This window comes from Pseudomonas sp. NBRC 100443 (assembly GCF_030268185.1).
In the GTDB taxonomy this organism is placed as follows: domain Bacteria; phylum Pseudomonadota; class Gammaproteobacteria; order Pseudomonadales; family Pseudomonadaceae; genus Pseudomonas; species Pseudomonas citronellolis.
Genome location: NZ_BSQE01000021.1, coordinates 105,273 through 121,704, shown reverse-complemented (window position 1 = coordinate 121,704; position 16,432 = coordinate 105,273). Strand labels below are relative to the sequence as shown.

Genomic DNA, 16,432 nt, shown 5'->3' with positions numbered 1-16,432 from the left:
AGCTGAGCAGGTCCACTCCGCGAGGAACCCCCTTGGCGAACATCCTGCAATCCCTGGCCCTGCCCTGGCGCCGCCTGGCCAACCCCTACACGCGCTACCGCTACGCCGCCTGGATCCACTGCGTGCGCGTCGGCCTGGCGCTGCTGGCCTCCATCCTGCTGACCACCGGCATCGACATCCCCCACGGCCTCTGGGCCTCGGTCACGGTGCTGGTGGTGATGGGCGGGCTGGTGCACCAGGGCACCATCCGCGGCAAGTCCCGCGACCGTATCCTGGGCACCCTGCTGGGCGCCGCCGTGGGCCTGGCGATCATCCTGGTGCACAACCTCAGCGGCTCCAGCGTGCTGGTCTACCTGCTGATGTCGCTGGCCGGCGCCGTGGCCGCCTTCTACGCCATCCGCCGCCCCGGCTACGTGGCGCTGCTGGCGGGCATCACCATGTGCACCGTGGCCGGGCATGGCGACAACAGCATGACCGAGGGCCTCTGGCGCATGCTCAACGTGCTGATCGGCGTGGCCCTGGCGCTGGTCTTCGCGCAGATCTACCCGCTGCGCGCGGTCTACGTGTGGCGCTACCTGCTGTCGGACAACCTGCGCGCCTGCGCCCGCCTGTTCGGCCAGCTCAGCAGCAGCGCCGACTTGCGCGCCGAGCACTTCGCCAGCCAGCTGGAGGAACTGGACCAGCGCCTGGTGGCCTCCCGCGCGCACCTGGCGCCGGTGGCACGGGAAACCGGCATGCCGCTGCGCGAACTGGAACTGATCCAGCGCGCCCACCGGGCCATCATGGGCACCCTGGAATCGCTGCTCGCCTCGCGCCAGTTCGCCGCCCAGGCCGGCGACATCGCCCCGCCGCCCGCCGACCTGGAGCCCATGCGCCAGGCCATCGGCCGTCTGCTGCTGCAATCGGCCCACGCCCTGAAGTTCAGCCGCACCTCGCGCCTGGTCCAGGAATGCCAGGGCAGCGGCCACCTGCCGCCGCGCCCGCAGAGCCTGGCCGGCTCCTTCGAGGTACAGGGCTTCTACTGGCTGACCCTGCGCCTGTACGAGCAGGTGGAACAGCTCTCCGCACAACTGGCCGGCAGCGCCGCGCACTGGAACATCCAGAGCCGCGACCGGGTGCCGGCGCGGTGAGCCTTCGGGCGCCCACTGCGGTGTCGGGAAACTACAGCTCCAATTGCGCCGGCGCTATGCCGAGCGCACTGGCGATGCGCTGTAGCGCGAAAAAAATGACACGTCCGGCAAAAGGCAAGGTCGAAACAGGCGTCAGGTATTCCTGACCGCCCCGATCGGCATCGGGTGAAGCGCCATCCACGGACCCGCAGGCTCGCCCTGCCAAGGCCCTGCGCCCTCAGGTTCATGGTGAACCCATCCAGGAGACAGCCCCATGAAGAAGATCGCCCTCGTCCTCGCCGCCACCCTTGCCCTGCCGCTGGCAGCCATGGCCGACAGCAAGCTCTGCGACGCCAACCTGACGCAGTTGAAGGACTTCATCGCCACGGCCAGCAAGAACGCCACGGGCGTGAAGGTCAACGTGGTCCAGGAGCATATCGACCAGGCCGAGAAGGCCCGCGCCGCCGGCGACTACGAGTCCTGCGTGAACCACACCACCCAGGCGCTGCGCATCATCCGCAAACCGGCCAACCGCTGACCGGGCTCTACCAGTGCGGGAGCTCACACCGGGCTCCCGTCACCCCGCGCCCGGGGCATTGCACGTCGGGCGCCGTTTTTCGCCTCAACCGCAGTTGAGCCCGCGCACTATTTCGCTGTCATCGACATTGATGTTCAGGCGCTGCGAGTTGTATTCCAGTGTCACCGCGTCATGGGGGTGCAGCGCGCGTGCGCTCTGCGCGCCGGAGTCGCGCCGGGCCTGCTCCACCAGCGCCTGGGACAGCGGCTTGCCGACCAGCGACTGCACCGCCCCGGCATTGCAGCGACCGGTTTCGGGCGCGGCGGCGGCCGGGGATTCGGCGGGCTTGTCGGCACTGCTGCAACCGGCCAGCAGGATGGCGCCGAACAGCATGGCCGGCAGGGCTCGATTCAAGGGCATAAAGCCTCCTTGGCTTGAGGGAAAACCGCAACCATAACAAGCCGCGCCGCAGCCGGCCCGGTTTTTGTGTTGCCGGCTGCATCGAATCGGCCCCGGAACGACCGTACGGCGCCCTTTACACAGGATTTACACAGCGCCGGTTACACTTTGCGGGAACAGAATGTCTTAGAAGTATCCGGCCCCCAGGCCGGGAATTTCAGGAGGTAAGACAGATGATTCGCCGGATCCCGCAACTCGCCCTGGTGGTGTGCGCGTCCTTCGCCCTGGCCGGGCAGGCATCGGCCAACAGCAATACCGATGCGGCGGCCATCGGCGCGGTGGTCGGCGCCGTCGTGGGTGGCGCTGTCGTCGCCGGCGCCTCCGCGCCGCCTGCCCCGGTCTACGTGCAACCTGCCCCGCCGCCGGCGGCCTACTATCCGCCGGCCCCGGTGTACTACGCTCCGCCGCCGCCTCCGGTGGCCGTGGTGGTGGCGCCGCCGGTGCGCTATTACCGGCCGGTGTACTACGGGCCGGCATACTATGGGCCGCGTTATTACGGGCCGCCCCATGGTTACTATCGTGGGTATCGGCATTGGTAATCGTGCCTGGGTCTGGAAGAGCGCCGTTTCCTGTTGAAGGGAACGGCGTTTTTTCTGGGGCATGTTTTGTTTGCATCCTGAACCTTGGCCCCGCGTTCCTGACCTTCCCTCGTCATTCCCGCGAACGCGGAAGCCAGTGGCTTGGGGGCTTGGTGTAGCGCGCCGCTCCGAGTCTGCCCGACCGTCTTGTTTCGCCCCCTCGGGCGAGTCCCTTTTGTCAGTCGCCACAAAAGGAACCAAAAAGGCTTGCCCCGACATACGGGCCCGACACAGTCGGGCTACCCTCACGAACTCCCCCGCCACGGAGGCCCGCCCCGAGGGTACGTCCCTGTAGCCCATCGGGGCTCTCGCGACATCCATGTCGCATGACCTCCTGAGCGCCGGTTTCGCTCGGCCTGCTGAAGGGGCGCTCCGGTGCGCTCGGCTATTTCTCTGGAAATCCAAATCGCGGACAAGGTCCGCTCCTACGGTTACAGGAAGCACAGCTTTTCGTAGGATGGCGTTGAGCGAAGCGATACCCATCGCCGTGACCGCATGAGCACCTCGGCAAAAGACAGTTGCTCCTACGGTTCCAGGAAGCACGGGCGTAGGAGCGGACCTTGTCCGCGATTGGATTCACCGGCCACGCCGGACGCCCCGGCGGCACGAACGGCCCCCTCTCCCTCCGGGAGAGGGCTGGGGTGAGGGCAACGGACTGCACCGCCACTCCGCTGCCAACCTGTACTCCGCTCCCCCGCAAATGCCACCCCAATCCCATTCCTGAAAAACACCCCGCCACTCGATGGCCGCCCCGCCAGGCCGTGCCTATTCTTTGAGCATTCCGCCGCTTCGCTCACCGCCCCAGGAGGCCTGCATGGCCGCGACCAGGAAGATGGGCCTCACCGGGCTGACCACCCTGGTGATGGTCAACATGATGGGCTCGGGGATCATCATGCTGCCCTCCAGCATGGCCCAGCTGGGCGCGGTCTCGCTGCTGTCGTGGGTGTTCACCGCCGTGGGCTCCATGGCCATCGCCTACTGCTTCGCCCAGTGCGGCATCTACTGTCCGCGCTCCGGCGGCATGTCCGCCTACAGCGAGGAGGCCCATGGCAAGTCGGCGTTCTTCCTCTGCTCGTACCTGTATTTCCTGTCCCTGGTGATCAGCAACGTCGCCATCAGCCTTTCCGCGGTGGGCTACCTGACGCCCTTCTTCCCCTGGCTGGGCAGCGGCTCGGTGCCCCTGCTCCTCGGGACCCTGGGGCTGATCTGGCTGACCACCCTGGCCAACTTCGGCGGCCCGCGGATCACCGGGCGGCTGGGCTCGGTCACCGTCTGGGGGGTGATCATCCCGGTGGCCGGGCTGGGCTTCTTCGGCTGGTTCTGGTTCCGCCCCGAGGTCTTCGCCGCCGCCTGGAACCCCAACGACCTGCCGGTCGGCCAGGCGATCACCGACAGCATCCCGCTCACGCTCTGGGCCTTCCTCGGCATGGAATCGGCGGCGCAGAACTCCGACGCGGTGGACAACCCCAAGCGCAACGTGCCGCTGGCCTGCCTGCTGGGCACCCTGGGCGCGGCGGTGGTGTACGTGCTGTCCACCACCGTGATCCAGGGCCTGGTGCCCAACCCCGAGCTGGCCAACTCCAGCGCGCCCTTCGCCCTGGCCTATGCGCGGCTGTTCAACGACGGCGTGGGCAACCTGGTCATGGCCCTGGCGGTGATGGCCTGCGTCGGTTCGCTGCTGGGCTGGCAGTTCACCCTGGCCGAGACGGCCAAGGTCACCGCCGCCCAGGGCCTGTTCCCGCAGCTGTTCACCCGCGTCACCAACGCCGGCGCGCCCCTGGCCGGGCTGGTCACCTGCGCGGTGCTGCAGAGCCTGATCGCCCTGTCGACCATCTCGCCCAACGCCACCGCGCAGTTCAACAAGCTGGTGAACCTGGCGGCGGTCACCAACATCATCCCCTACATCACCTCGCTGACCGGGCTGGTGGTGATCCTCTACAAGGCCGGCGTCGGCCTGGAGCTGGTGCGCCGCAACACCGCCGTGATGCTGGTCGCCGCCTGCTACTGCTTCTACGCGCTCTATGCCTCGGGGCTGGAAGCGGTGTTCGGCGCGGCCCTGGTGATGGTGGTCGGCTACCTGCTGTTCGGCTTCATCGCCAAGCGCTTCGTCAAGGCCTACGAGCGCCTCGCCGCGCCGCCGGAGTCGCCATGAACCGCCTGCTCGTTCCCCTGCTCGCGCTGCTGTTGCTGGTGCCCGCCGCCCAGGCCGGCACCCTGGCGCGCATCCAGGCCAGCCATACCCTGACGCTGGGCTTTCTGGCCGACAACGCGCCCTTCTCCGAGGGCGACGAGCGCACGGCCAGCGGCTACGCCATCGACCTGTGCCAGGCGCTGGTCGCCCGCTTGCGCAGCGAGCCGGGCCTGGGCGACCTGCAGGTCCGCTACCGCCCGCTGCCCCTGGAGCAGGCCCTGGAAGCCGTGCACGGCGGCCAGGTCGACCTGTTCTGCAGCCCGCTGGTGGAAACCCTGCAGCGCCGCGAGAGCGTCAGCTTCTCGCTGCCGGTGTTCACCGCCGGCCTCGGGGTGATCCTGCGCCGCGACGCCGACCCCACCCTGCTGGCCGCGCTCAGCGGCGCCCCGCGCGAACGCACCCCGACCTGGCGGGCAACCATCAACCAGGGGCTGAACCGGCGCAGCTTCGCCGTGCTGCGCGGCAGCACCAACCTGCAATGGGCGCAGCAGCAGGCCCGCGCCCTGGGCCTGCAGTCGCGCCTGGAGGAGGTCGCCAGCTACCAGGAAGGCGTCGAGCGCGTGCTGCGCCGCCAGGTGGACGCCTTCTTCGGCGAGCGCCTGTCGCTGCTCAACTACCAGGCCCGTTCGGCTGAAGGCGACCGCCTGCAGGTCTCCGAGCACCTGTTCGAAGTGGCCCGCGTCGCCCTGGCCCTGCCCCGCGACGACGACGCCTTCCGCCTGCTGGTGGACCGCGCCATCAGCGAAACCCTGCGCGGCCCCGGCGGCGAGGCGCTGTACAGCCGCTACTTCGGCCGCCCCTCGGAACAGCAACGCATGCTGCTGCGCCTGTACACCCTGCCCTGAGGCGGCGCAAGGTCCAGGGGACAAGGCCTCGCCTGCCTGCGCAATCGGCTGGCAGGCCTCGCTGATCACCGGCAAGGCCCGGCCGGCGGAGGCGGACTACCGGGCAGTGGCTGAAAGCGTGAGCCGGCTGGTGCTGGGTGCCCTTGCCGTGGATGGTGCGCGGGGGCGGTTGCGGCCTTTTCCGCTTTAGTGGGCGGCGGGCTTTCGTAGGCCGCTCCGGGGCGCTTTTCGTAGGAGCGAGCTTGCTCGCGAATGGGGTTTGCCGGTGGCTACGGTGTTGGGTGCAAGAGCGCCCTCTCCCCAGCCCTCTCCCTGAAGGGAGAGGGGGCTTGTCCGTGCCGAGATAAGGAATGGTTTCAGCCAGTAATCACTGTGCTAGCCGGCTAACACCGAACTATCAGCATCTGCCCAACGCCCCCTCCCTGAAGGGAGAGGAGGCTTGTCTGTGCCGAGAAGAAGCCTGGCTTTAGCCGGCAATCTCTGTGCTAGCCGGCTGACTCCAGAACATCAACCTCTGCCCAACGGTCCCCTCTCCCTTCAGGGAGAGGGTTAGGGAGAGGGAGCGGAGTCAGCCGAACACGCCGAAGTCACCAGTAAACCCCGTTCGCGAGCAAGAACTAGGCGTCCCCCTCGCTCCTACGAAAAGCCACCAGGCACTACACGTCCCCCAGCAAAGCGCGACACCGCACAAAGCACAGCCTGAATCGACGCGCTGACGATGTTGGCATGGCAACCGGCGCCGAAGCGCGTGCCCGCCTCCCCCGGCCAGGCCACTTCCACCAGCGCCAGAGCCTGGGCGTCGGCGCCGCCGCCGAGGCTGCGTTCCTCGTAGCCGTCGATGCGGATCGGCAGGCCCAGGGCCGCCACGGCGGCGTCGATCGGGCCGTTGCCCACGCCCTGCAACTGCCGGCGGCGGCCGTCGGCCAGTTCCACCTCCAGCACTATGCCCTGCCCGCCCTCGGCCTCGAACAGCCGGTGGCCGACGTAGGCCAGGGCGCCGCCGGGCCGCGCCGGGGCCAGGTAGGTCTGGGCGAACAGTTGCCACAGCGCCTCGCTGCTCAGCTCGGTCTCGCTGCTGTCGGCCTGGCGCTGCACGATGGCGCTGAACTCCACCTGCATCCGCCTCGGCATCACCACGCCATGGTCGCGCTGCAGCAGGTAGGCGATGCCGCCCTTGCCCGACTGGCTGTTGACCCGCACGATGCTGTCGTAGGTGCGCCCCAGGTCCCGGGGGTCGATCGGCAGGTAGGGCACCTCCCAGAAGCCGTCCGCGGCCTGGGCGGCGAAGCCCTTGGCGATGGCGTCCTGGTGCGAGCCGGAAAAGGCGGTGAACACCAGGTCGCCGACATAGGGATGCCGTGGGTGGATCGGCAGCCCCGTGCAGGCCTCGGCCACCCGCGCCACGCCGGCGATGTCGGAAAAGTCCAGGCCCGGGTGGATGCCCTGGGTGTAGAGGTTCAGCGCCAGGGTCACCAGGTCGAGGTTGCCGCTGCGCTCGCCGTTGCCGAACAGGCAGCCCTCCACCCGCTGCGCGCCGGCCAGCAGCGCTTGCTCGGCGCAGGCCACGCCGGTGCCGCGGTCGTTGTGCGGGTGCACCGACAGCACCACGTGCTCGCGGCGCTCCAGGCGCTGGTGCATCCACTCGATCTGGTCGGCGAAGACGTTGGGCGTGGCCACTTCCACGGTGGTCGGCAGGTTGACGATGATCGGCCTTCCGGGGCCGGCGTCCCAGGTGCGGATGGCGGCGTTGCACATGCGCAGCGACACCTCCAGCTCGGCCATGCAGAAGGTCTCCGGCGAGTACTGCAGCACCCATTCGGTCTGCGGGTGCGCCGCCACCTTCTCCTTCAGCAGTTGCACGTGGCGCACCACCAGTTGCTCCACCTCGTCCACCGACAGGCCGAACACCACGCGCCGCCACACCGGGGCGATGGCGTTGTACAGGTGCACGATCACCCGCCGCGCGCCGGCCACGGCGCGCACGGTCTCGTCGATCAGGTCCTCGCGCAGCTGGGTCATCACCATGGGCGTGACGTCGTCGGGGATGCCGCCCTCGTCGATCAACTGGCGGATGATCGCGAAGTCGGTGCGCGAGGCGGCCGGGAAGCCCACCTCGATCTCCTTGAAGCCCAGCCGCACCAGTTCGGCGAACAGGCGCAGCTTGCGCTCGCGGTTCATGGGTTCGAACAGCGCCTGGTTGCCGTCGCGCAGGTCGGTGGACAGCCACACCGGGGCCTGGGCGATGGTCTGCGACGGCCAGCGGCGGTTGGGCAGGTCGATGGCGGGGAACGGGCGGTACTTGGTTTGTGGGTTCGCTTGCATGGTCTGGCCTCGAACGGGTGTTCGGGCCCAGCATAGGCGGGGCGCAGCCGTCCAACTCGCGCCAAAGGGTCCATCGTTGTCGCGAAAGGGTCATCCTGCGCTAAGCTCGCCCTTCCCCCGCAACGGACGCGCCCCATGGTCGACCACGCCAGCCTGCCCTACGAATCCCTGGAGATGCCGGTCACCGGCGTCGCCATCGACTACCCCAGCGGCCACGTGGTGCCGCCCCACAGCCACCCGCGGGCGCAGCTGATCTACGCCATCGAGGGCGTGCTGGTGGTGGAGACCCCGGCCGGGCGCTGGGTGACGCCACCGACCCGCGGCGTCTGGCTGCAGGCGGGCGTCGAGCACTCGCTGCGCATGCGCGGCGTGACGCGGGTACGCAGCCTGTTCGTCAACCCCGACGCCATCGACGGCCTGCCGGTCGGCGACTGCGTGATCGACGTGTCGCCGCTGCTGCGCGAACTCATCCAGGCCGCCACCCAGGTGCCCGGGCGCTACGCCAGCGACAGCCGCGACGGCCGCCTGATGCGCTTCCTGCTCGACGAACTGCGCAGCCTGCCGGTGCTGCCCTTCCACCTGCCCTGGCCGGACGACGAGCGCATCGCCCGGGTCTGCCGCGCCCTGGCGGAAAACCCGGCGCAAGGCAGCAGCGCCGAGCACTGGGCCGAGCAACTGGCGATGAGCCCGAAGACCTTCCACCGCCGCTTCCAGCGCAGCACCGGCATCACCTTCGGCCGCTGGCGCCAGCAGGCGCGCCTGCTGCTCTCCCTGGAAGCCCTGGCCCAGGGCCTGCCGGTGCTGGAAGTGGCGCTGCAGCACGGCTACGACAGCCAGAGCGCCTTCGCCGCGGCCTTCCGCAGGCAGTTCGGCGTGGCGCCTTCGGCCTTCTACCGCTGACCTGGACGTAGGGCGCATAACCGTTCGCGGTTATCCGCCGATACACCGAGGCCACGATCGACGCCAAGGTCGGCCCCGGAGCCGCCGGGAATCGAGGCCAAACGGCGGATAACGCCGTAGGCGTTATGCGCCCTACGCCCCGGCCCCGGCGTTGTCCGCTGTGCGGTCCCGCGCGGATGACGCCACCGGCCCCGGCGGGTAAGCTGCCGCCCCTCGTCCCACCCGCAGAAGAGGCCCCCATGGCTGACAACGACCTCACCTTCCTCCCCGACGCCGACCCGCAGTCGATTTCCTCCGACGTCGCCGGCTTCGGCGGCCTGCTGGTCTCCACCCAGATCCCCACCCGCGAGGACGGCAGCCTGGAGCTGGGCGGCATCGTCGAGCAGAGCGAATGCACCCTGCGCGCGCTGAAAAGCGCCCTGGAACGCGCCGGCAGCTCCATGGAACGCGTGCTGCACCTGACCATCTACCTCACCGACATGGCCGACCGTGCCGCCTTCAACGAGGTCTACCAGCGCTTCTTCGCCAAACCCTGGCCGGTACGCGCCGCCGTCGGCGTGGCCGCCCTGGCGGTGGAAGGCATGCGCGTGGAAGTCACCGCGCTGGCCGCCAAGGCCTGATGCCGCTGCGACGCCGCCCGGCACCCCGCCGGACGGCGCCGCCATCGGGCAGCGCACGGGTGCCGCGCCGGCGTTTCGCCGCTACAATGCGCGCCTTGCCGTGTCACGCCTGATGAAGAAGAAACCATGTCCCTGCCCAAGAACCATCTGGAACTGCTCAGCCCTGCCCGCGATGCGAGCATCGCCCGCGAGGCCATCCTGCATGGAGCCGATGCCGTGTACATCGGCGGCCCGAGCTTCGGCGCCCGGCACAACGCCTGCAACGAGGTGAGCGACATCGCCCGGCTGGTGGAATTCGCCCACCGCTACCACGCGCGCATCTTCGTCACCCTCAACACCATCCTCCACGACGACGAGCTGGAACCGGCCCGCGCGCTGATCCACCAGCTCTACGACGCCGGCGTCGACGCGCTGATCGTGCAGGACCTGGGCGTGCTCGACCTGGACATCCCGCCGATCGAGCTGCACGCCAGCACCCAGACCGACATCCGCACCCTGGGCCGGGCCAAGTTCCTCGACCAGGCCGGCTTCTCCCAACTGGTGCTGGCCCGCGAGCTGAACCTGAAGGAAATCCGCGCCATCGCCGACGAAACCGACGCGGCCATCGAGTTCTTCATCCACGGCGCGCTCTGCGTGGCCTTCTCCGGCCAGTGCAACATCTCCCACGCGCAGACCGGGCGCAGCGCCAACCGCGGCGACTGCTCCCAGGCCTGCCGCCTGCCCTACACCCTGAAGGACGACCAGGGCCGCGTGGTGGCCTTCGAGAAGCACCTGCTGTCGATGAAGGACAACAACCAGAGCGCCAACCTCAGCGCCCTGGTCGACGCCGGCGTGCGCTCGTTCAAGATCGAAGGGCGCTACAAGGACATGGGCTACGTGAAGAACATCACCGCCTACTACCGCCAGCGCCTGGACGGCATCCTCGCCGAGCGCCCGGACCTGGCCCGCGCCTCCAGCGGCCGCACCGAGCACTTCTTCCTGCCCGACCCGGACAAGACCTTCCACCGCGGCAGCACCGACTACTTCGTCAATGAGCGCAAGGTGGACATCGGCGCCTTCGACTCGCCGACCTTCACCGGCCTGCCGGTGGGTGTGGTGGAAAAGGTCGGCAAGCGCGACCTGATCGTCGCCACCGAGCAGCCGCTGTCCAACGGCGACGGCCTCAACGTGCTGGTCAAGCGCGAGGTGGTGGGCTTCCGCGCCAACATCGCCGAGCCGAAGGGTGAATTCGAGGAAGACGGCGAGAAGCGCTATCGCTACCGCGTCGAGCCCAACGAGATGCCCGAGGGCCTGTACCGCCTGCGCCCCAACCACCCGCTGTCGCGCAACCTCGACCACAACTGGCAGCAGGCCCTGCTGAAGACCTCCGCCGAGCGCCGCGTCGGCCTGTCCTGGCTGGCCCGCCTGCGCGAGGAACGCCTGGAGCTGACCGCCACCAGCGAGGAAGGCGTGAGCGTCAGCGTCGCCCTGGACGGCCCCTTCGGCGCGGCCAACAAGCCGGAACAGGCCCTGGAGCAACTGCACGACCTGCTCGGCCAGCTGGGCACCACCCAGTACCACGCCGAGCGCATCGAGCTGGACGCGCCGCAGGCGTACTTCATCCCCAACTCGCAGCTCAAGGCCCTGCGCCGCGAGGCCATCGAGGCGCTCACCGCCGCCCGCGTCGCCGCCCACCCGCGCGGCAGCCGCAAGGCCGAGAGCAACCCGCCGCCGGTGTACCCCGAGGCGCACCTGTCGTTCCTGGCCAACGTGTACAACCACAAGGCCCGCGAGTTCTACCACCGCCACGGCGTGCAACTGATCGACGCGGCCTACGAGGCCCACGAGGAAGCCGGCGAGGTGCCGGTGATGATCACCAAGCACTGCCTGCGCTTCTCCTTCAACCTGTGCCCGAAGCAGGCCAAGGGCGTCACCGGCGTGCGCACCAAGGTCGCGCCCATGCAGCTGGTGCACGGCGACGAGGTGCTGACGCTGAAGTTCGACTGCAAGCCCTGCGAGATGCACGTGATCGGCAAGATGAAGGGCCACATCCTCGACCTGCCGCAGCCGGGCAGCGCGGTCAGCCAGGTGGTCGGCCAGATCAGCCCGGAAGACCTGCTCAAGACCATCCGCCGCGCGCCGCACTGAGGCGCCGACACGACAGCGCGGGGCGGCCCCATGACCGCCCCGCCGCTGTTCAGCCCGCCGGCTGCCCGCGCTCCTTGAGGAGTTGGCGGATGATCGCCTCCTGCCCCTGGTAGTCGCCTTCGCCCACGTGCTGGTAGCGCACGTGGCCCCTGGCATCGATGAAGTAGTGCGCCGGCCAGTACTGGTTGGCGAAGGCGTTCCAGATGCGGTACTGGTTGTCCAGCGCCACCGGGTAGTGGATGTCGTTGCGCGCCACGGCCTTCGCCACGTTCGCCGGGATGCGTTCGTAGGGATACTCCGGGGTGTGCACGCCGATCACCACCAGGCCCTGGTCGGCATACCGCTTCGCCCACTGGTTGACATACGGCAGCGTATGCTGGCAGTTGATGCAGTCGTAGGTCCAGAAGTCCACCAGCACCACCTTGCCGCGCAGCGCTTCGCTGGTCAGCGGCGCGCTGTTGAGCCACTGCACGGCGCCGTCCAGGCTGGGCATGGCGCCCAGGTCGGCCAACTGGTCGGCGGCATTGGCGCTGGGCATCAGCTTGTCGAGCAGCTTGGGCACACCATCCAGAACTTTGTGCTCCAGCACGGCCAGGGTGCGCGAGGCGCCGGAACCCAGCAGTTGCGCGCTGGCGCCGCTGCCGATGACCACCACCGCCAGCAGGGCCAGGGCCCCTGCCCCGCGACGCAGCCACTCCAGCGCACCCAGCGACGGGCGCAGGCGCTGGTACAGGCCGCGACCGAGGAACAGCGCGGCGCCCAGGGCGACGGCGCTGCCCAGCCCATAGGCGAACAGCAGCAGGCTGGTGGACGCATTGGGCCCCTGGAGCATGGCGCCGGAGAGGATCAGCCCGAGTATGGGCCCGGCGCAGGGCGCCCACAGCAGGCCGGCGGCGAAGCCCAGCAGCCAGGCGGAAAGCGCCGGCGGCAGGCCGCGGGCCTGGCCGTGCAGGCGGTCGCCCAACCAGGCCCAGGGCCGCGAAATCCAGGTGCCGAAGCGTGGCGACAGCAAGGCCAGGGCGGACAGCCCGAGCAGCCCCAGGGCCAGGTAGCGGCCGACCTCGCTGGCCTCCACCACCCAGGCGCTGGACACCGCCGCCAGGCTGGCCAGCACGGCGAAGCCGCTGGCCAGGCCCGCCAGGGTCAGCAGCGGCGACCAGGCCGGGCCGCCGGCGCGCTGCAGCAACAACGGCAATACGGGAAGGATGCAGGGGCTGAGCAGGGTCAGCACCCCGCCGAGAAAGGCGACGATCAGCATGGGAATCTCCTTTTGAAGGGGGCTGGAGCGGCAGGGCCATCCCTGGCCGGGGCGGCGTGCATCAACCGCCTTCGTTGCAGTCGCTGGAGAACTTCTGGTAGGCCAGGCTGTGGGGCTGGCCGTTGGAGTCCAGGTAGTCCATGCGCGCCTGCACCACCTGGCAGCTGCCGGGGTCTTCGTGCAGGGCCAGGACCTTCTTCACGTCCAGCTGCTGACCGTAGTGGTATTGCTCCACCGGCGCGGGGGCGCTGGCGGCGAAGCTGGCCAGGGGCGCGGCGAAGGCGAACAGGGCGGCGGCAAGGGTCAGGGTTTTCATGGCGGTGTCCTCAGTGTGGGTTCGTGGCGCGGAGGCCTTGTGCCTTCCGCTTGGTGCCCATTTCACCCGCCGCGGGTATCCCGCCTGTGTCCGCCGCCGCCCGCGAATGCCGCCCCAGGTATCGGCGCGGCGAATAGATACACTGGTATACAAACCCTGGCGGGAATGCGCCGCCTTGCTCTATACACTTGCCCCAACGAACGCACCGATTGGGGAACCACCATGGAACATGTCGATCACGTCCTGATCGTCGACGACGACCGCGAGATCCGCGAGCTGGTCGGCAACTACCTGAAGAAGAGCGGCCTGCGCGTCAGCCTGGCCGCGGACGGCCGGCAGATGCGCGCCTTCCTCGAAGCCAACGCGGTGGACCTGATAGTGCTGGACATCATGATGCCCGGCGACGACGGCCTGAAGCTGTGCCGCGAGCTGCGCGTGGGCAAGCACAAGGCCACCCCGGTGCTGATGCTCACCGCGCGCAACGACGAAACCGACCGCATCATCGGCCTGGAAATGGGCGCCGACGACTACCTGACCAAGCCCTTCTCCGCCCGCGAGCTGCTGGCGCGGATCAACGCCGTGCTGCGGCGCACGCGCATGCTGCCGCCGAACCTGTCGATCACCGAGAGCAGCCGGCTGATCGGCTTCGGCCCCTGGCGCCTGGACACCAGCGCGCGCCACCTGCTGGACGCCGAAGGCACCCTGGTCGCCCTGAGCGGCGCCGAGTACCGCCTGCTGCGGGTGTTCCTCGACCACCCGCAGCGGGTGCTCAGCCGCGAGCAACTGCTGAACCTGACCCAGGGCCGCGAGGCGGACGTCTTCGACCGCTCCATCGACCTGCTGGTCAGCCGCCTGCGCCAGCGCCTGCGCGACGACGCCCGCGAGCCGGACTGCATCAAGACGGTACGCAACGAAGGCTACGTCTTCTCGCTGCCGGTGCAGCTCATCGAACCCGCCGAGTGACCGCCATGCCCCGCACCCTGGCAGCGCGCCTGGCGCTGATCTTCCTCACCGGGCTGGTGCTGGCCTACGGCCTGTCCTTCAGCTCGCAGTTCTACGAACGCTACGTCAGCGCGCGGAGCATGATGCTCGGCAACCTGGAAAGCGACGTGAGCACCGCCGTGGCCCTGCTCGACCGCTTGCCGGCGAACGAGCGCGAGCAGTGGCTGCCCATGGTCGACCGCCCCAACTACCGCTACCGCCTGGACGAAGGCGAACCCGGCCAGGCCATGGACATGGCCCGGGCGCCCATGGCCGCAAGCAGCATCGAGAGCGCCATCGGCTCGCGCTACGCCCTGCGCTTCGAAACCCTCCCCGGCCCGGCCGCGCACTTCCAGGCGCACCTGCGCCTGGCCGACGGCAGGCCGCTGACCATAGACGTCACCCCGCGCGGGGTGGCGGCGGTGGCGCGCTGGCTGCCGGTGGTGCTGATGCTGCAGCTGGCCGTGCTGCTGGTCTGCACCTGGCTGGCGGTGCGCACCGCGATCCGCCCGCTGACGCGCCTGGCCCAGGCCGTCGACCATCTCGACCCGGACACCCCGGCCGCGCCGCTGGACGAGAACGGCCCCAACGAAGTGGCCTACGCCGCCCGCGCCTTCAACGCCCTGCAAGGCCGCATCGGCGACTACCTGAAGGAGCGCATGCAGTTGCTGGCGGCCATCTCCCACGACCTGCAGACGCCCATCACGCGCATGAAACTACGCGTCGAGCAGATGGAGCCGTCGCCGGAAAGCGAGCGCCTGTGGAGCGACCTGGAAGAAATGCAGCACCTGGTCCGCGAAGGCGTGGCCTACGCCCGCAGCATGGACGGCGCCAGCGAGGCGCAGCGCCGCGTCGACCTCGACGCCTTCCTCGACAGCCTGGTGCTCGACTACCAGGACGCCGGCCAGCAGGTCAGCCTGCAAGGCCGCGCCGGCGTGCCCCTGGAAACCCGCCCCCACGCCCTGCGCCGGGTGCTGGGCAACCTGCTGGACAACGCCGTGAAATTCTCCGGCGCCGCGCAGCTGGAAGTGGACCGCGAGGACGGCAAGCTGTGTATCCGCGTGCTCGACCGCGGCCCGGGCATCGCCGAGGAAGAACTGGAAGAAGTCCTCAAACCCTTCTACCGCGTGGAAAGCTCGCGCAACCGCAGCACCGGCGGCACCGGCCTGGGCCTGGCCATCGCCCACCAGCTGAGCCAGGCCCTGGGCGGCCGCCTGACCCTGGCCAACCGCGACGGAGGCGGCCTGTGCGCGCAACTGGAACTGCCGCTCCCGGCCTGAGCGAGCGTACAAGCCGATACAAGGCGGCCCCCGGCGGGACACATCCGGGACAAGCCGCCTTGCCAGCATGGCTCCACCCGCCGACCAACCGGCCCAAGGAGACACCGCCATGCAAAGCACCCTCGCCACCACCCTGCGCCCCCTCGACCGCCTCGGCGCCTGGGGCGCCGACATCCCCCTGCGGCTGTTCCTGGCCTGGGAATTCCTCGAATCCGGCCTGGAGAAGTGGAACGGCGAAAACTGGTTCGCACAAATCCACGACGCCTTCCCCTTTCCCTTCGACCGCCTGCCGGCGAGCCTGGACTGGCAAATCTCCCTGTGGGCCGAACTGATAGCCCCGGCGCTCCTGCTGCTGGGCCTGGGCACCCGCTTCGCCTCGGCGGTGCTGATGGTGCTGACGCTGGTAGCCATCGCCGCCGTGCACTGGCCGGCGCACTGGTCCAGCCTGGGCGAACTGGCCATGGGCTACTCGATCAGCGATAACGGCTACGGCAACTACAAGCTGCCGCTGATCTACCTGGTGGCGCTGCTGCCGCTGCTGCTCAAGGGGGCCGGGCGGTTGAGCCTGGATGCGTGGTTGGGGCGGCGGTTTGCGTAGGCTGCCGCACAGCACTGACGAACCCGCCGCATGGCGGGTTCTTTTTTTCCTGGTGTCGTTGGTGCTGGGTTTAAGAACGCCCTCTCCCCAACCCTCTCCCTGAAGGTAGAGGGGGCTGTCCCGTGCGCTTTGGAAGCTCGGCGCTGTCCTTTTACCGCTGCCCTGCGGGCTTCCAGAAGGCGTAGGAGTGAGCTTGCTCGCGAACCGCGACGTATCAGGATGACTCCGAATCCTCCGGCCACTCAGGACGGCCCCCTCTCCCCCTGGGAGAGGGCTGGGGTGAGGGAACGGAGGCGATCCGAAAAGCCCTCGCCAACGGTAAACACCCTTC

15 protein-coding genes are annotated in these 16,432 nt (G+C 69.1%); 11 read left to right on the top strand and 4 right to left on the bottom strand.

The features are described 5' to 3' along the window. Nucleotides 1-32 precede the first annotated feature (32 nt). On the top strand, nucleotides 33-1,130 hold the full coding sequence (locus tag QSJ95_RS24775; protein ID WP_009622331.1) for an FUSC family protein: 1,098 nt from the start codon (nucleotides 33-35) through the stop codon (nucleotides 1,128-1,130). A gap of 253 nt (nucleotides 1,131-1,383) precedes the next feature. Continuing rightward, nucleotides 1,384-1,647: a PA2433 domain-containing protein gene (locus QSJ95_RS24770; protein ID WP_009622333.1), complete on the top strand. Its 264-nt coding sequence runs from the start codon at nucleotides 1,384-1,386 to the stop codon at nucleotides 1,645-1,647. Nucleotides 1,648-1,731: 84 nt separating this feature from the next. Here QSJ95_RS24770 and QSJ95_RS24765 read toward each other — a convergent pair whose 3' ends face one another. Next, nucleotides 1,732-2,046 carry an I78 family peptidase inhibitor gene (locus tag QSJ95_RS24765; protein WP_009622335.1) on the bottom strand — a complete coding sequence of 105 codons (315 nt, stop codon included), beginning with the start codon at nucleotides 2,044-2,046 and terminating at the stop codon, nucleotides 1,732-1,734. Nucleotides 2,047-2,258: 212 nt separating this feature from the next. On the opposite strand from QSJ95_RS24765, the gene QSJ95_RS24760 reads away from it, so the two are divergent. From QSJ95_RS24760 to QSJ95_RS24750, 3 genes are all read left to right on the top strand, one after another. After that, entirely contained in the window at nucleotides 2,259-2,624 is a 366-nt protein-coding gene (locus QSJ95_RS24760) for a hypothetical protein (RefSeq protein ID WP_043314514.1), read from the top strand. An 853-nt stretch (nucleotides 2,625-3,477) separates the two neighbouring features. Then, nucleotides 3,478-4,815, top strand: a complete 1,338-nt coding sequence (gene potE, locus QSJ95_RS24755; protein ID WP_285645926.1) for a putrescine-ornithine antiporter — start codon at nucleotides 3,478-3,480, stop codon at nucleotides 4,813-4,815. Then, complete coding sequence (locus QSJ95_RS24750) at nucleotides 4,812-5,699, top strand: amino acid ABC transporter substrate-binding protein (RefSeq protein WP_285645923.1); 888 nt, start codon at nucleotides 4,812-4,814, stop codon at nucleotides 5,697-5,699. The genes potE and QSJ95_RS24750 overlap by 4 nt, the downstream gene beginning before the upstream one ends. A gap of 636 nt (nucleotides 5,700-6,335) precedes the next feature. Here QSJ95_RS24750 and QSJ95_RS24745 read toward each other — a convergent pair. Then, nucleotides 6,336-8,021, bottom strand: coding sequence for a 2-isopropylmalate synthase (locus QSJ95_RS24745; RefSeq protein WP_285645921.1), 1,686 nt, complete (start codon nucleotides 8,019-8,021; stop codon nucleotides 6,336-6,338). 135 nt (nucleotides 8,022-8,156) lie between these two features. Between QSJ95_RS24745 and QSJ95_RS24740 the strand changes: the two genes are divergently transcribed. The 3 genes from QSJ95_RS24740 (at nucleotide 8,157) to QSJ95_RS24730 (ending at nucleotide 11,668) form a co-directional block, all read left to right on the top strand. Then, entirely contained in the window at nucleotides 8,157-8,921 is a 765-nt protein-coding gene (locus QSJ95_RS24740; protein ID WP_043271673.1) for an AraC family transcriptional regulator, read from the top strand. Nucleotides 8,922-9,160: 239 nt separating this feature from the next. Beyond that, nucleotides 9,161-9,541, top strand: a complete 381-nt coding sequence (locus QSJ95_RS24735) for a RidA family protein (RefSeq protein WP_009622344.1) — start codon at nucleotides 9,161-9,163, stop codon at nucleotides 9,539-9,541. Between the two features lie 126 nt (nucleotides 9,542-9,667). After that, complete coding sequence (locus QSJ95_RS24730) at nucleotides 9,668-11,668, top strand: peptidase U32 family protein (protein WP_285645918.1); 2,001 nt, start codon at nucleotides 9,668-9,670, stop codon at nucleotides 11,666-11,668. A 49-nt stretch (nucleotides 11,669-11,717) separates the two neighbouring features. Here QSJ95_RS24730 and QSJ95_RS24725 read toward each other — a convergent pair whose 3' ends face one another. Together QSJ95_RS24725 and QSJ95_RS24720 are read right to left on the bottom strand one after the other, a co-directional pair. Further along, nucleotides 11,718-12,926 (bottom strand): cytochrome c biogenesis protein DipZ, encoded by a 1,209-nt coding sequence (locus tag QSJ95_RS24725; protein WP_285645917.1) that lies wholly within the window; start codon nucleotides 12,924-12,926, stop codon nucleotides 11,718-11,720. Nucleotides 12,927-12,987: 61 nt separating this feature from the next. Next, nucleotides 12,988-13,242 carry a DUF2790 domain-containing protein gene (locus tag QSJ95_RS24720; protein WP_009622349.1) on the bottom strand — a complete coding sequence of 85 codons (255 nt, stop codon included), beginning with the start codon at nucleotides 13,240-13,242 and terminating at the stop codon, nucleotides 12,988-12,990. Nucleotides 13,243-13,464: 222 nt separating this feature from the next. Here QSJ95_RS24720 and QSJ95_RS24715 point away from each other — a divergent pair, with 222 nt between their 5' ends. The 3 genes from QSJ95_RS24715 (at nucleotide 13,465) to QSJ95_RS24705 (ending at nucleotide 16,101) form a co-directional block, all read left to right on the top strand. After that, nucleotides 13,465-14,205, top strand: a complete 741-nt coding sequence (locus QSJ95_RS24715) for a response regulator (protein ID WP_009622351.1) — start codon at nucleotides 13,465-13,467, stop codon at nucleotides 14,203-14,205. 5 nt (nucleotides 14,206-14,210) lie between these two features. Then, nucleotides 14,211-15,503 carry a sensor histidine kinase gene (locus QSJ95_RS24710; protein WP_043314552.1) on the top strand — a complete coding sequence of 431 codons (1,293 nt, stop codon included), beginning with the start codon at nucleotides 14,211-14,213 and terminating at the stop codon, nucleotides 15,501-15,503. Nucleotides 15,504-15,612: 109 nt separating this feature from the next. Continuing rightward, nucleotides 15,613-16,101, top strand: coding sequence for an HvfX family Cu-binding RiPP maturation protein (locus QSJ95_RS24705; RefSeq protein ID WP_285645916.1), 489 nt, complete (start codon nucleotides 15,613-15,615; stop codon nucleotides 16,099-16,101). The last annotated feature ends 331 nt before the right edge of the window (nucleotides 16,102-16,432 follow it).

Excerpts from the sequence above, each read along its gene's own strand:
- QSJ95_RS24760 (WP_043314514.1), top strand. The coding sequence starts at position 2,259 with ATGATTCGCCGGATCCCGCAACTCGCCCTGGTGGTGTGCGCGTCCTTC.
- QSJ95_RS24765 (WP_009622335.1), bottom strand. The coding sequence starts at position 2,046 with ATGCCCTTGAATCGAGCCCTGCCGGCCATGCTGTTCGGCGCCATCCTG.
- QSJ95_RS24730 (WP_285645918.1), top strand. The coding sequence starts at position 9,668 with ATGTCCCTGCCCAAGAACCATCTGGAACTGCTCAGCCCTGCCCGCGAT.
- QSJ95_RS24715 (WP_009622351.1), top strand. The coding sequence starts at position 13,465 with ATGGAACATGTCGATCACGTCCTGATCGTCGACGACGACCGCGAGATC.
- QSJ95_RS24770 (WP_009622333.1), top strand. The coding sequence starts at position 1,384 with ATGAAGAAGATCGCCCTCGTCCTCGCCGCCACCCTTGCCCTGCCGCTG.
- QSJ95_RS24735 (WP_009622344.1), top strand. The coding sequence starts at position 9,161 with ATGGCTGACAACGACCTCACCTTCCTCCCCGACGCCGACCCGCAGTCG.
- QSJ95_RS24705 (WP_285645916.1), top strand. The coding sequence starts at position 15,613 with ATGCAAAGCACCCTCGCCACCACCCTGCGCCCCCTCGACCGCCTCGGC.
- QSJ95_RS24725 (WP_285645917.1), bottom strand. The coding sequence starts at position 12,926 with ATGCTGATCGTCGCCTTTCTCGGCGGGGTGCTGACCCTGCTCAGCCCC.
- QSJ95_RS24710 (WP_043314552.1), top strand. The coding sequence starts at position 14,211 with ATGCCCCGCACCCTGGCAGCGCGCCTGGCGCTGATCTTCCTCACCGGG.
- potE (WP_285645926.1), top strand. The coding sequence starts at position 3,478 with ATGGCCGCGACCAGGAAGATGGGCCTCACCGGGCTGACCACCCTGGTG.
- QSJ95_RS24750 (WP_285645923.1), top strand. The coding sequence starts at position 4,812 with ATGAACCGCCTGCTCGTTCCCCTGCTCGCGCTGCTGTTGCTGGTGCCC.
- QSJ95_RS24720 (WP_009622349.1), bottom strand. The coding sequence starts at position 13,242 with ATGAAAACCCTGACCCTTGCCGCCGCCCTGTTCGCCTTCGCCGCGCCC.
- QSJ95_RS24745 (WP_285645921.1), bottom strand. The coding sequence starts at position 8,021 with ATGCAAGCGAACCCACAAACCAAGTACCGCCCGTTCCCCGCCATCGAC.
- QSJ95_RS24740 (WP_043271673.1), top strand. The coding sequence starts at position 8,157 with ATGGTCGACCACGCCAGCCTGCCCTACGAATCCCTGGAGATGCCGGTC.